Consider the following 13,564-nt stretch of genomic DNA (forward strand, 5'->3'; position numbering starts at 1 on the left):
CCCCGCCGTTTTCATTTTGGGAGAATGAACCGATGACGGCCATCCTGCGACCGCTCGAATCCTCGGACCGCGCCGCTTGGGAACCCTTGTGGGGGGCCTATCAGCGCTTCTACGAAGTGGTCATCTCGCCCGAAACCACCGATCTCACCTGGGCTCGCTTCCACGATCCTGACGAACCGATGCATGCGCTCGGCGCCTTCGATGAAGACGGCCATCTTGTCGGCATCGTGCATGCCATCTTTCACCGCTCCTGCTGGCTGCCGCAATGGACCTGCTACCTGCAGGATCTCTATGTCGACAACAGCCAGCGCGGGCTCGGCACCGGTGCCGCATTGATCGAGGCCGTCGCCGACCTCGCCCGCGCCAACGGCGCAGGCAGGCTCTATTGGATGACGCACGAAACCAATGCAACGGCGCGCCGGCTCTACGACAGGATCGCCGAGCGCTCGGGTTTCATCCAGTACCGCAAGGCGCTTTAAAGGCGTGGGGTTGCACAAAGGCCCCGCCGCACTATTGATTCCGGGGAACCGCAAGGCCGAAGAATAACGGGAACACGAGGAGGATCTCATGACTGAAGAACTGGTATTCTATACGAACCCCATGTCGCGCGGCCGCATCGCGCGCTGGATGCTGGAAGAGATCGGCCAGCCCTATCGCACCGAACTCCTGACCTTCGGCGAAACCATGAAGGCGCCGGAATATCTCGCGGTCAATCCGATGGGCAAGGTGCCGGCAATCCGCCACGGCGATACCATCGTCACCGAATGCGCAGCGATCTGCGCCTATCTCGCCGAGACCTTCCCCGAAAAGACCCTGGCGCCGAGGCCGGAGGAGCGCGCCCGCTATTACCGCTGGATGTTCTTTGCCGCCGGCCCGCTCGAATCGGCGGTAACGATGAAGGGTCTCGGCTTCGAAATTCCGAAAGACCGCCTGCGCATGGCCGGCTGCGGCGGTTTCGGCGATGTCATGAACACGCTCGAAATGGCGGTCTCCGGCTCCATCTACGTCACCGGCGAGCGCTTCACCGCCGCCGACGTTTATGTCGGCTCCCATATCGGCTGGGGCCTTGGTTTCGGCAGCATCGAAAAGCGCCAGGCCTTCGTCGACTATTTCGGCCGCATCAGCGAGCGTGAGGCCTACAAGTGCGCCAATGCGCTGGACGACGAGGCCGGCAAGACGATGCAGGCCGCCTGACCGCCAATCCCGGCGCGGCCAGACCGGCGCGCCGGGAATATCAGCCGTCAGACAAGCGGCATGTGAATGTCCGTCAGAAGCTCGGTCGGCGGAACCTCGCGCGGATTGTTGAGATATTCCTCGAACATGACCCTGTCCTTCAGCTGCCGGCCGGATTTCGGCAGCCATTCGGCAAAGAGCCACTGATAAGACTTCGGCATATTGGCATAGGGCCCCTTGTGGCGCAGCACCGCATAATCGCCGCCCTCGATCGTGCGCCGCTCGAACGGCGCATCGGCCGGCACGTCGGCAGCGCCGGTGACGCAGGCGATCGAGCGCAGCTTTTCCTCCGGCACGATATCGGGATCGTCGAGATAGACGCCGATCATCCGCATGTCGGGCTTGGCGAGGCCGCGGGCGTAAAGCGTGCCGAACAGCGTCTCGAAGGCCTTGTCGATCTGCATGTAGGAACCGGTATGGGCAACGCCGATCAGCTCGATCGGCGCGATCTCACGTATGGTAACGTCTAACATGACTTTGGTCTTTCCGTTGGGTGAGGGCTCATAGGCTGTGTGGCTTCCCTCTCTCCGATAGCGGGCCGGCGGCATGCCGTAGACCGACTTGAAGATACGATTGAAGGATTGGAGATTGGGATAACCTGATCGCTTCGCAATTTCACTGACGGCAAGTTCCGTGCCGACGATCTCGCCCGCCGCGTGATGCAGCCTGAGCCGCTTGACGGTGGCCGCCAGCGTCTCGCCGTAAATCGCCCGGTAGATCCTGTGCCAATGATAGCTCGACATGCAGGCGATTTCGGCAAGGCGCTCCATATCCAGCTCCTCATCCAAGTGGTCGTGAATATAGGCCGAAACCCGTCTCAGACGGTTTTCATAAAGTGCCCATGCCGTTTCGCCATTCATGTCGAACCTCGTGCAAATCGATCGGCTTGAGAGAACCATAACCCGATTTGACAAATCCTGCGGACTTGAACCTTCGGCGAATCCTGCGTAGACCGGAATTCCGGCTCGAACTCAAAAGGAATGATAGATGCCGGATTTTTCAACATTAATGCTCTTTGCCGCCGCAGCGCTGGTGCTGACCGCCACGCCCGGTCCCGACATGCTACTGATCGCCTCTCGCAGCATCAGCCAGGGACGCGCTGCCGGTTTCCTGACCTATGCCGGCATCGCGCTCGGCACCTATTGCCACGCCATTGCCGCAGCCTTTGGGCTGTCGCAGCTCTTCATGACCGTGCCGGCCGCCTATGAGACGGTGCGCTGGGCCGGCTGTTGCTATCTTCTCTATCTCGCCTACAAGACGGTCCGCTCGGAAGGCGCCGCCTTTCAGCCAGCATCGACGCTGAAGCGGCTGTCGGGCCGGCGTATCTTCTTTGCGGGCCTTGCCACCAATCTGCTCAATCCGAAGATGGCGCTCTTCGTCATGGCGCTCTTTCCGCAATTCCTGAATGCCTCAGCCGGATCGCTGACGGTGCAGATGCTGATACTTGCAAGCATCCTGAACGGCATCGGCCTCATCGTGAACGGCGCCGTGATTTTCCTCGGAAGCACGATCCGTTCGAGACTCCAATCGGCGAGCCGTTTCCCGAAGTTGCCGCAATATGTCCTGGCAACGGTCTTCACCGGGCTCGCCTGCCGCCTGGCATTGCAGCCGCGAAGCTGAACATCGAGTGACCACGGTCGTTGAAAACAAAACCGGCTGCGAAATCCATGATCTCGCAGCCGGTTTGAATTTTCAAACTGTTGTCAGGCGGCAGTTCAGCCGGCAAGTGCCACGGCAACCGCCTCGATCGCTTCATCGGCCTTCGAGCCGTCGGGGCCGCCGGCCTGCGCCATGTCGGGGCGACCGCCGCCGCCCTTGCCGCCGAGGGCGGCGGATGCGATGCGGACGAGATCGACGGCGCTGTAGCGCTGCACGAGGTCCGGCGTCACCGCCACCACAGCACTTGCCTTGCCGTCGTCGGAAACGCCAACGAGCGCAACGACGCCCGACCCGATGCTGGTCTTGCCGTCATCGGCAAGTCCCTTCAAATCCTTGGGATCGACGCCCGAAATCGCCTTGCCGAGGAACTTGACGCCGGCAACTTCGCGCACGGCATCGGTCGAGCCGCCCTGCCCGCCGCCCATGGCGAGCTTGCGCTTGGCGTCAGCCAGTTCCTTTTCAAGCTTGCGGCGCTCATCCATCAGCGCTTCGACACGCGACAGCACTTCGCCCGGCTGCACCTTCAGCGAGGCGGCAAGCGTCTTCACGCGTTCATCCTGTTCGGCCAGATATTCCCGCGCCGATTCACCGGTGACGGCCTCGATACGGCGAACGCCGGCGCCGACGGCGCTTTCGCCGAGAACGCGGATCAGCCCGATCTGGCCGGTGGCCCCGACATGCGTGCCGCCGCAGAGTTCGATCGAATAGGGCTTGCCGGCCTTGGCGCCGCGCACACCCTCTCCCATCGCCACGACGCGGACTTCGTCGCCGTACTTTTCGCCGAACAGCGCCATCGCGCCTTCGGCGATCGCATCGTCGACGCTCATCAGCCGCGTTGTAACCGGCGAATTCTGCGCCACGATCTCGTTTGCCATATCCTCGACGATCTTCAGTTCCTCGGCCGACATCGGCTTCGGATGCGAAACGTCGAAGCGCAGGCGCTCGGGCGCGACCAGCGAACCCTTCTGGGCAACATGGGTGCCGAGCACTTCGCGCAGCGCCTCGTGCAGCAGGTGGGTCGCAGAATGGTTGGCGCGCAGCCGCGAACGGCGGGCATGATCGACTGTCAGCACGACAGCATCGCCGTCCTTGACCACGCCGTCGATGACAGTGCCCTGATGCACGAACAGGCCTTCGCCCCTCTTCTGCGTATCTGAAATCTCGATCTTGCCGTGGTCGGACGAGATCACGCCGGTATCGCCCATCTGGCCGCCGGATTCGCTGTAGAACGGCGTCTGGCTGACGACGACCTGCACCTTGTCGCCGGCCTTGGCCTCGGTCGAAACCGCGCCCTCTTTGACGATCGCCTGTACGACGCCTTCAGCCGTTTCGGTGTCGTAGCCCAGGAATTCGGTTGCACCGTGTTTTTCCCTAAGCTCGAACCAGACGGTTTCCGTCGCCTTCTCGCCGGAACCGGCCCAATGCGAGCGGGCTTCGGCCTTCTGGCGCTGCATCGCATCGGTGAAGCCGGAAATGTCGACGCCGATCTCACGGGCACGCAATGCATCCTGCGTCAGATCGAGCGGGAAGCCGTAGGTGTCGTAGAGTTTGAAGGCGGTCTCACCATCCAGCATATCGCCCTTGGAAAGATCCGTCGTCGCGTCCGACAGAAGCGACAGGCCGCGTTCCAGCGTCTTGCGGAAGCGGTTTTCCTCCAGCTTCAGCGTTTCCGAGATCAGCGCCTCGGCGCGCACCAGTTCCGGATAGGCGCGGCCCATCTGTTGCACCAGCGTCGGCAGCAGCTTGTAGACCAGCGGCTCCTTGGCGCCGAGCAGCTGCGCATGGCGCATGGCGCGGCGCATGATGCGGCGCAGCACATAACCGCGGCCCTCATTCGACGGAAGCACGCCGTCGGCGATCAGGAAGGCCGAGGAGCGCAGATGGTCGGCGATGACGCGGTGGCTGGCGCTGCCTTCCGCCTTGACGCCCATCGTGTCCTCGATGGTGCCGATCAGCGTGCGGAAGAGATCGGTGTCGAACACGCTCTGAACGCCCTGCAGAATGCAGGCCATGCGCTCCAGCCCCATGCCGGTATCGATCGACGGGCGGGGCAGCGGGTTGCGAACGCCAGGTTCGGTCTGCTCGAACTGCATGAAGACGAGGTTCCAGAATTCCAGGAACCGGTCGCCATCTTCCTCCGGTGAGCCCGGCGGGCCGCCCCAAACATTCTCACCCTGGTCGATGAAGATTTCCGAGCACGGGCCGCAGGGGCCGGTATCGCCCATCTGCCAGAAATTGTCGGAGGTCGGGATGCGGATGATCTTGTCGTCGGAAAAGCCGGCGATCTTCTTCCACAACGTCGCAGCTTCTTCGTCCTCGGAATAGACGGTCACCAGCAGGCGGCTCTTCGGAAGGTCGAAGCCTTCGGTGACGAGCTTCCAGGCAAGCTCGATCGCATTCTCCTTGAAATAGTCGCCGAAGGAGAAGTTGCCGAGCATCTCGAAGAAGGTCAGGTGGCGTGCAGTATAGCCGACGTTGTCGAGGTCGTTGTGCTTGCCGCCGGCTCGCACGCATTTCTGCGAAGACGTCGCCGTCGAATAGGGACGCTTTTCGAGGCCGGTGAAGACGTTCTTGAACTGCACCATGCCGGCATTGGTGAACATCAGCGTCGGGTCGTTGCGCGGCACGAGCGGGCTCGACGGAACGATCTCGTGGCCGTTCTTCTTGAAATAGTCGAGGAAGGTCGACCGGATATCGTTCACACCGCTCATGCTATGCCCTTCAATGCTGCCGGAGGCAGGTAAATTTAAATTCATCGGCTTTTAACGTTCACCCCCGCCACTGTCCAGCAGACAAACAAAACCGGCCGCATTCTCATCAGGAATGCGGCCGGTTGGAACTGTCCGATGAGTTTAGGCGCGAAAATTACATTTCCGCAGTGGCATCGCCATCGCCGTCATCGGGGTCCGGTCCGCCGTTCTGCAGGAAGCGGTCGGCGATCAGGCCGGCATTCTGGCGCAGCGACAGTTCGATCTCGCGGGCGAGATCCGGATTGTCGCGCAGGAAGGTCTTGGCGTTTTCGCGGCCCTGGCCGAGGCGCTGGCTGTTATAGGAGAACCAGGCGCCCGACTTTTCGACGATGCCGGCCTTGACGCCGAGATCGACCAGTTCGCCGGTCTTGGAAACACCCTCGCCATACATGATGTCGAACTCGACTTGCTTGAAGGGCGGCGCCATCTTGTTCTTGACGACCTTGACGCGGGTCTGGTTGCCGATCACCTCTTCGCGCTCCTTGACCGCGCCGATGCGGCGGATGTCGAGGCGCACGGAGGCGTAGAATTTCAGCGCATTGCCGCCCGTCGTCGTTTCCGGCGAGCCGAACATGACGCCGATCTTCATGCGGATCTGGTTGATGAAGATCACCATGGTGTTCGACTTCGAGATCGAAGCGGTGAGCTTGCGAAGCGCCTGGCTCATCAGTCGCGCCTGCAGGCCGGGAAGGCTGTCGCCCATCTCGCCTTCGATTTCGGCGCGCGGCGTCAGTGCCGCGACCGAGTCGACGACCAGAACGTCGACGGCGCCGGAGCGCACCAGCGTATCGGTGATTTCGAGCGCCTGCTCGCCGGTATCGGGCTGCGAGATCAGAAGGTTCTGCAGGTCGACGCCAAGCTTGCGGGCATAGACGGGATCGAGCGCATGTTCGGCATCGACGAAGGCGCAGATGCCACCCTTCTTCTGCGCTTCGGCAATCGTCTGCAGTGCAAGCGTCGTCTTACCGGAGCTTTCCGGCCCGTAGATTTCGATGATGCGGCCCCTCGGCAGGCCACCGACGCCGAGTGCAATATCGAGGCCAAGCGAGCCGGTCGAGATCGTCTCGATCTCGACAACATTCTCGTTGGAGCCGAGTTTCATGATCGAGCCCTTGCCGAACGACCGCTCTATCTGTGAGAGTGCCGCTTCAAGCGCCTTGCTTTTGTCCACCGATTTGTCCTCTACCAGCCGCAATGAATTCTGAGACATCCGATCCACCTTTAGGTTATTGAAGCCGCTCAAGCAATGTCGAGTTTGTACCCTATTTGTTCCATTCTCGCAATAGGCGACCAAACAGTTGAAAGAAAAAGGTAAAACGGCACGTGTTCTGTATTTGTTTTATCGATGAAAAGCAACGGCTTAAGCCAAAAGTGCCGACTCAACCGCCGCTAGGCGCACCGTATCGATTCGTCCTTCGGGCATCGGGAGAGCGGATCGGATGAAGAAAAAGATTCTTGTTCTCGGCGGCGCCCATATCGACCGGCGCGGCCGCATCTCCGGCGAGACGGCGCCCGGCGCCAGCAATCCCGGCACCTGGTTCGAGGAGCCGGGCGGTGGTGGCTTCAATGCGGCGCGCAACCTGGCAAGACTCGGTTTTCAGGTGACGATGATCTCACCGCGCGGCGGCGATCCGATGGGCGAGACGGTCGGAGAAGCTGCCGATTTCGCCGGCATCGACGACCGGCCCTTCGTCTTCCTCGACCGCAAGACGCCGAGCTACACGGCGATCATCGAAAAGGACGGCAATCTGGTGATCGCCCTTGCAGACATGGATCTTTACCGCTTCTTCGTGCCGCGACGTCTCTCCATCCGCTGGGTGCGGGAGGCCTTCGCCGCCCATGATTTCATCCTCTTCGACGCCAACCTGCCGGAAGAGACGATCGCGGCGATCGTCGCAAAGGCGCATTCTCTAGGCAAGCCCGTTGCGGCAATCGCCATCTCGCCTGCCAAGGTCGTCAGGCTGAAACCGTGCATCGGCGATATCGACTATCTGTTCCTGAATGAGGCTGAAGCGGCCGCCCTTGCCGGTGAGCGGCCGGAAGATGCCGCCGGCTGGCCGCCTTTGCTGAACGAGATCGGTATCAGGAACGCCGTCATCACCCGCGGCCGGCGCGAGCTCGTCGCGCTGTGCGAGGGTCGCCGCGCCGTGACGCTGCAGCCGCCGATCGCCGAGACCGTCGCCGATGTCACCGGTGCCGGCGATTCACTTGCGGCCGGCACGCTCGCCGCCTTGATATCAGGCCTGCCGCTCGAAGAAGCCGTTCGCCACGGCACCGCGGCTGCCACGCTGACGGTGCAGTCGCGGCATGCCGTCAACGAAAATCTGACACCCGATCTGCTGAATGAAGCGCTTGCCCTTGTTCCCAAGGTCAGAATTCTGCATTGAAGCGGCTAATTAAATAGTTGAGCATGATGTCGTTCGAAAACCGCTCGCACTTTTCGGCATCATGCTCTGTCGATCACAGGACAAGACCATGACCAAGCCCATCTCCCCTCTTCTGCCGATCGCCTATTCGAAGGAAGTCGCCAGCGCCAAGCAGCGCGGCGCGCCGGTGGTGGCACTGGAATCGACGATCATCACCCACGGCATGCCCTATCCCGGCAATATCGAGATGGCCCGCAGCGTCGAGGCGATCATTCGCGAACAGGGTGCGGTGCCGGCAACGATCGCCGTCATTCACGGCACGCTGCATATCGGCCTTGAAGCCGCGGAGCTGGAGCAACTCGCCAAGGCGACCGAAGTGATGAAGGTGTCGCGCGCCGATCTCGCCTTCGCCATCGCCGAGCGCCGCACCGGCGCCACCACGGTTGCGGCGACGATGATTGCGGCGGCGCGCGCCGGCATCCGCGTCTTTGCCACAGGCGGCATCGGCGGCGTGCATCGCGGCGCCGAGGAAAGCTTCGATATATCAGCCGATCTCGAGGAACTCGCTCGCACCGGCGTCATCGTCGTCTGCGCCGGCGCCAAGGCGATCCTCGACATTCCGAAGACGCTGGAAGTGCTGGAAACCCGCGGCGTGCCTGTCGTCACCTATGAGAGCGAGGAATTCCCCGCCTTCTGGTCGCGCTCCTCGGGCATTCGCAGCCCGCTGTCGCTGAACAGTCCGGCCGCCATCGCCAATTTCCAGACGGTGCGCGAGCAGCTCGGCGTCGACGGCGGCATGCTCGTCGCCAACCCCGTGCCCGAGGCCGACGAGATCGCGCGCGAGGAGATGGAAATCTATATCGAGCGGGCGCTCGACAGCGCCGAGCGCGACGAAGTCACCGGCAAGGCGGTCACACCCTATCTTCTGTCGACCATTTTCGACCTGACGGATGGCCAAAGCCTCAAGACCAATATCGCGCTCGTCGAAAACAACGCGCGGCTCGCCGCTGAAATCGCGGTGGCGCTGGGTGAATGAAAGCCACGGGCTGCCGGTTATGCCGAGCAAGCCCCCTCTGCCCTGCCGGGCATCTCCCCCACGGGTGGGGAGATCGGCTGGAAGCACCGGCTTTCTGAACAAATGTCCCTTTCAACTCGGTGAAGCGTTGATGTGATGGGAAGCGTTCGCCCCTTGTGATCTCCCCACCTGTGGGGGAGATGCCCGGCAGGGCAGAGGGGGCGCCTACACGGCACGACCTCTCCGTCAAACCTCCCTCACCCGTCCAACGTCTCCTTGACGACGACCGCGAGCTGCTTCAGCGAAAAAGGCTTCGGCAGGAAGCCGAATTTCGCCTCCGGCGGCAGATTGCGGGCAAAGGCATCTTCGGCATAACCTGAGACGAAGATGAATTTCATATCTGGATAGGTCTTGCGCAGTTCGCGCAGCAGCGTCGGGCCGTCCATTTCGGGCATGACGACGTCGGAAACGACAATATCGACCTTGCCGTCGAGCTCTTCCAAGATGCTCAGCGCCTCGACGCCCGAGCCCGCCTCATGCACGGTATAGCCGCGCGTTTCCAGCATGCGCTTGCCGCCGCGGCGTACCGCCTCCTCGTCTTCGACGAGAAGGATGACGGCCGATCCCGTCAGGTCTTCCGGCTGCTGCGGCGAAACTGGCAGCGGCACCACTTCGGCCCCGGCGATGGCGCCGTCGATCGACCCCGCTTCTGCCGCCACTGCCGGCTCCGGGATGTGGCGCGGCAGGAAGACGCGGAAGGTCGTGCCCTTGCCGACTTCGGATTCCGGCTGGATATATCCGCCCGACTGTTTGACGATGCCATAGACCATGGCGAGGCCAAGACCGGTGCCCTTGCCGACATCCTTGGTGGTGAAGAACGGCTCGAAGATCTTGTCCATGATCTCCGGTGCGATACCGGTGCCATTATCGGCGACTTCGACAAGCACCATGTCCTCGGCCGGCATATAGGAATAGTTGAAGGCCGAGACCTCGACGGCGGTCAGATTGCGAGTGCGCAATGTCAGCTTGCCGCCTTCGGGCATTGCGTCGCGCGCATTGACGCAGAGATTGATCAGCACTTGCTCGAATTGCGAAAGGTCTGTTTTGACAGGCCAGAGGTCGCGGCCATATTGCACGTCGAGCTTGACATTGGTGCCGGAAAGCAGCCGGTCGACCAGCATGCGCAGGTCGCCGACGACATCGGTGAGGTTCAGCACCGAGGGCCGCATCGTCTGCTTGCGCGAGAAGGCGAGCAGCTGGCGCACCAGCACGGCGGCGCGGTTGGCGTTGCGCTTGATCTCTATCAGGTCGGCAAAGCTGGCATCGGCCGGCCGCGCCTGCAGCAGCAGATGGTCGGCGGAAAGCAGGATCGCCGTCAGCACGTTGTTGAAATCATGCGCGATGCCGCCGGCGAGCGTGCCCACAGCATTCATCTTCTGCGTCTGTGCCATCTGCGCTTCCAGTGCCTTCTGCTCGGTCACCTCGACGGCATAGACGATCGCCGCTTCCTCGGGCGCCTCGTCGCTCTGGTCGATAACGGCATTGACATAGAAGCGGAAATAGCGCGCCTCGTCGGTCGGCGTGCGGGTGTCGAGGGGCGCGATGTCGCCCTGCCGGTCCTTGGCCGCCGCCAGCGCCGCGGCCAGCTGTGGCCGGTCGCTCTCCTGCACGATGGTTTCGAGATGCGGCGCCTTTTCGAGATCGTCGCGCGAAACGACGCCGGAAAACATCTTCAGGAACGGCGCATTGGTCCGCAAGATTCGCCCGTTGCCGTCGACCGAGGCGATCGCCATCGGCGTATTGTTGAAGAAGCGCGTGAAGCGCATGGCGGCGGCCGAAGCGGACTGGCCGCCGGCATCGCTCTTTTCACGCGCCAATACGATCGTCCGGCTTTCGCCGGGTGCGCCGTCGCGCATCGAGGTGACGCTATGGATGATCTGCACCGGCAGGCTCTGGCCGTTGCTCTTGCGCAGGTCGAGATCGAGCGTCACGGTCTTCTTCAGACCCGGTTCGGCCTGCACCGACTGGATCAGCGCCAGGCCCTCGCCCGCCACAACGTCGCCGATCGTCATCGAGCCCGGCACGAACTTGGTGAGGTCGAGGCCAAGCCATTCGGCAAGCGTCGCATTCAGGTAGAAGATCTCACCCTTCCTGCCGGCGGAAAAGAAGCCGGCCGGCGCGTGGTCGAGATAATCGATTGCGTTCTGCAATTCCTTGAAGAAGCGCTCCTGGTCGTCGCGCTCGGTGGTGATGTCGGTGATCTGCCAGATCTGCAGTGGCTTGCCGCCGTTCTCCTCCGGCTGCAGCAGCCGCGCCTTCAGCCGGTACCAATGCGCGCCGGAGCTGTTGCTGCCAGGCCCGACGGCGCGCAGCAGGCGAAATTCCTCCCGGCCTTCCTTGCCCTCGCGCAGGCCGTTGACCAGCCTGTAGAGCGCCTCGTTGGATTCGCGGTGGCGCGACAGCAGCGTTTCCAGCGTCTGCACCTCGGTCGCCTTGCGCGCGCCGGTCAGCGCGCCATAGGCGGCATTGGCATAGATGATCCGGCCTTTTTCATCGGTGATCAGCGTACCGTCTGGATGGCTGTTGAGGAAGGCGCGCGCCAGGCTGTCGGACTGGCGCTGCGGCATCACCTCGATGAAGCCGATAACCGAGGATACCAGGAAGAAAATGCCGACCATGGCAAGCACGCCGAGACCGCCAAGCACGACCTCGTTGTCGAGCGACTTTTTGAAGAAGACGAAGGCGCCCGCCGCCGCGATCAGCACGAGCGCCAGCAGAAGAATGCGCAAGACCGTGCCAGAACGCCCCCCACGATCCACAAGCGGTGCGTTATAGTCGTCGGCCTGACGCGGTTTCGTCATATATTCCTCACATAAGCCCTCCCGCTTCGTAGCACGAACACGAAGCAGGAATCAGGCACTCTTTCCTTCTTAGCAATTTGCCGCGTCGGCAAAAACACCGCTAGCCGGCAAGACTGCTTGAATTCACAGGCAACAGCGCCATCTGCCCCAGAAGCCCAATGCTGCTGCCCGTGCGCAAGGTCGCCGGGTGCCTAGCAGCGGAACACGAAATCGCGTTCTCCCGTGACTGGACAGCGCTGGCTGCCCTTGCCTAAGGAACGGAAAAGTCGTCAATATGTGCCGAATGCGAAATGGAGTGAGTGACTATGTTGGATGATGTTGTCGGAGCTTATGGCAGCCGTTTCCTGCTTGCCGCCGGTGGCGTCGGTCTGGCGCTTCTCCTGCTCATCATCGTGCTCTGGGTGATCCGCAGCCGGGCGCCCTCACCCTTCGTGCGCGGCGGCCGCAACCGCCAGCCCCGCCTGCAGGTGCTGGATGCCGCAGCCGTCGATGCCCGTCGCCGGCTGGTGCTGGTGCGCCGCGACGATGTCGAGCACCTGATCATGATCGGCGGCCCGAGTGATATCGTCATCGAAAGCCGTATCCTGCCGGCAGCGGCCGAACAGCCGGACGGCGCCAGCCGCCCGCAACCCGTCGAACAGCGGCCGATATCCGTCGCGCGGCCGGAAATGCCACGGGAAACGCCACCGGTTTCGCCACCGCGCCCACCGGTCGCAGCCCGTGTCGAGCCCGCCGCCGAACCCTCTTTCGCTGCGCCGGGTTTGCCAGAGCCGCGCCCGCGCCCAGAATCGTTGACCCAACCGTCGACCCACCCGCCTGTCCAGCCGGCCGTGGCACCGCCGGTGGTCACGAGCCCTCTTCCGGCAGAGCCGGTGACTGCTCCGCTGTCGGCCGAACTCGACAATCCTCTGCGTGCTGCCCAGCCCCAGCCACGCCCGCCGGAGCGTCCCGCCGCTCCTCCAGCGGCGCAGCCCGCACCGTTCCACGATACCTCAAGTGCCGCCGAGATCCTCGATGCCGCCCGTCAGCGCGTGCTGCCGCAGCACCGCATCGAACCCGAGGACTCCGCCCCGCCTGTCCAGGAGATGCCGGCGGCCGCACGCGCCGCACCAGGTAGCGCCGAAGACGCTTCGGCTGCGCAGTCTGCAGCAGCGAGCCGTCTTGATTTCCAGCGGGTGCTGGAACAGGAAATGTCGAACAATCTGACTGCCGAACGCATCGTGCCGGCGCCGGCAAACCAGGACCCCCGGCCCAGAGCGCCGCAACCCGGAAACCTGCCGCGCCGCGATCCGGAAATGGCCCCGATCACCGGCGCCGATACCGATCTGCAAAAAGAAGTCGCCCGTATCTTCGGCGAGATGAGCGTCAACCGCGACAAGTGATCGGGCGCGACAGGTGAGCGGAAACGTACGTCCGACCTTCCTTCATCACCAAGTTGCATAAAAGCCGCAATGCGGCGACTTTCAGTTCCCGATGCATCAGGGGACTCCATCTTGTGCTGATAATTTGTTATCGCTCCGGTTGAAGAGCGTTGGCGCATCGAGGTCATACTTTGCCTAAGTAAATACCGGTCTCACTCCAGTTTCACCCGTACTGCCGGGCAGCTACACGCTGACGGCGTATGAACATGTTCATCGGGTGGTGGCGAGAGACCGGTTTGGCATTGTTACAATGTGCCAT

10 protein-coding genes are annotated in these 13,564 nt (G+C 62.5%); 6 read left to right on the forward strand and 4 right to left on the reverse strand.

Going from position 1 to position 13,564, the window contains the following annotated elements; genetic code table 11:
* Positions 1–32: 32 nt before the first annotated feature.
* The gene (locus J3P73_RS13425) at positions 33–479 is read left to right on the forward strand and encodes a GNAT family N-acetyltransferase (RefSeq protein ID WP_130691874.1); all 447 of its coding nucleotides are present in this window, start codon (positions 33–35) and stop codon (positions 477–479) included.
* A gap of 88 nt (positions 480–567) precedes the next feature.
* On the forward strand, positions 568–1,194 hold the full coding sequence (locus J3P73_RS13430) for a glutathione S-transferase family protein (protein WP_130691876.1): 627 nt from the start codon (positions 568–570) through the stop codon (positions 1,192–1,194).
* Positions 1,195–1,241: 47 nt separating this feature from the next.
* Here J3P73_RS13430 and J3P73_RS13435 read toward each other — a convergent pair whose 3' ends face one another.
* The gene (locus J3P73_RS13435; protein ID WP_130691878.1) at positions 1,242–2,093 is read right to left on the reverse strand and encodes an AraC family transcriptional regulator; all 852 of its coding nucleotides are present in this window, start codon (positions 2,091–2,093) and stop codon (positions 1,242–1,244) included.
* Between the two features lie 127 nt (positions 2,094–2,220).
* Here J3P73_RS13435 and J3P73_RS13440 point away from each other — a divergent pair, with 127 nt between their 5' ends.
* Positions 2,221–2,853 carry a LysE family translocator gene (locus J3P73_RS13440; protein WP_032989241.1) on the forward strand — a complete coding sequence of 211 codons (633 nt, stop codon included), beginning with the start codon at positions 2,221–2,223 and terminating at the stop codon, positions 2,851–2,853.
* A 95-nt stretch (positions 2,854–2,948) separates the two neighbouring features.
* Here J3P73_RS13440 and alaS read toward each other — a convergent pair whose 3' ends face one another.
* Positions 2,949–5,603 (reverse strand): alanine--tRNA ligase, encoded by a 2,655-nt coding sequence (gene alaS / locus J3P73_RS13445; RefSeq protein WP_130691880.1) that lies wholly within the window; start codon positions 5,601–5,603, stop codon positions 2,949–2,951.
* Positions 5,604–5,757: 154 nt separating this feature from the next.
* Positions 5,758–6,852: a recombinase RecA gene (gene recA, locus J3P73_RS13450; RefSeq protein WP_003540131.1), complete on the reverse strand. Its 1,095-nt coding sequence runs from the start codon at positions 6,850–6,852 to the stop codon at positions 5,758–5,760.
* A 229-nt stretch (positions 6,853–7,081) separates the two neighbouring features.
* Here recA and J3P73_RS13455 point away from each other — a divergent pair, with 229 nt between their 5' ends.
* Both J3P73_RS13455 and J3P73_RS13460 read left to right on the forward strand, forming a co-directional pair.
* Positions 7,082–8,029 (forward strand): carbohydrate kinase family protein, encoded by a 948-nt coding sequence (locus J3P73_RS13455; RefSeq protein WP_018483693.1) that lies wholly within the window; start codon positions 7,082–7,084, stop codon positions 8,027–8,029.
* An 88-nt stretch (positions 8,030–8,117) separates the two neighbouring features.
* Positions 8,118–9,044, forward strand: coding sequence for a pseudouridine-5'-phosphate glycosidase (locus J3P73_RS13460; RefSeq protein WP_026170914.1), 927 nt, complete (start codon positions 8,118–8,120; stop codon positions 9,042–9,044).
* 236 nt (positions 9,045–9,280) lie between these two features.
* On the opposite strand, the gene cckA is transcribed toward J3P73_RS13460, so the two are convergent.
* Positions 9,281–11,884: a cell cycle histidine kinase CckA gene (cckA, locus tag J3P73_RS13465; protein ID WP_130681722.1), complete on the reverse strand. Its 2,604-nt coding sequence runs from the start codon at positions 11,882–11,884 to the stop codon at positions 9,281–9,283.
* Positions 11,885–12,183: 299 nt separating this feature from the next.
* On the opposite strand from cckA, the gene J3P73_RS13470 reads away from it, so the two are divergent.
* Entirely contained in the window at positions 12,184–13,266 is a 1,083-nt protein-coding gene (locus tag J3P73_RS13470) for a flagellar biosynthetic protein FliO (protein WP_207579649.1), read from the forward strand.
* The last annotated feature ends 298 nt before the right edge of the window (positions 13,267–13,564 follow it).

It is taken from the genome of Rhizobium ruizarguesonis, from assembly GCF_017357285.1.
In the GTDB taxonomy this organism is placed as follows: domain Bacteria; phylum Pseudomonadota; class Alphaproteobacteria; order Rhizobiales; family Rhizobiaceae; genus Rhizobium; species Rhizobium ruizarguesonis.

Excerpts from the sequence above, each read along its gene's own strand:
- J3P73_RS13425 (WP_130691874.1), top strand. The coding sequence starts at position 33 with ATGACGGCCATCCTGCGACCGCTCGAATCCTCGGACCGCGCCGCTTGG.
- J3P73_RS13430 (WP_130691876.1), top strand. The coding sequence starts at position 568 with ATGACTGAAGAACTGGTATTCTATACGAACCCCATGTCGCGCGGCCGC.
- J3P73_RS13435 (WP_130691878.1), bottom strand. The coding sequence starts at position 2,093 with ATGAATGGCGAAACGGCATGGGCACTTTATGAAAACCGTCTGAGACGG.
- J3P73_RS13440 (WP_032989241.1), top strand. The coding sequence starts at position 2,221 with ATGCCGGATTTTTCAACATTAATGCTCTTTGCCGCCGCAGCGCTGGTG.
- alaS (WP_130691880.1), bottom strand. The coding sequence starts at position 5,603 with ATGAGCGGTGTGAACGATATCCGGTCGACCTTCCTCGACTATTTCAAG.
- recA (WP_003540131.1), bottom strand. The coding sequence starts at position 6,852 with ATGTCTCAGAATTCATTGCGGCTGGTAGAGGACAAATCGGTGGACAAA.
- J3P73_RS13455 (WP_018483693.1), top strand. The coding sequence starts at position 7,082 with ATGAAGAAAAAGATTCTTGTTCTCGGCGGCGCCCATATCGACCGGCGC.
- J3P73_RS13460 (WP_026170914.1), top strand. The coding sequence starts at position 8,118 with ATGACCAAGCCCATCTCCCCTCTTCTGCCGATCGCCTATTCGAAGGAA.
- cckA (WP_130681722.1), bottom strand. The coding sequence starts at position 11,884 with ATGACGAAACCGCGTCAGGCCGACGACTATAACGCACCGCTTGTGGAT.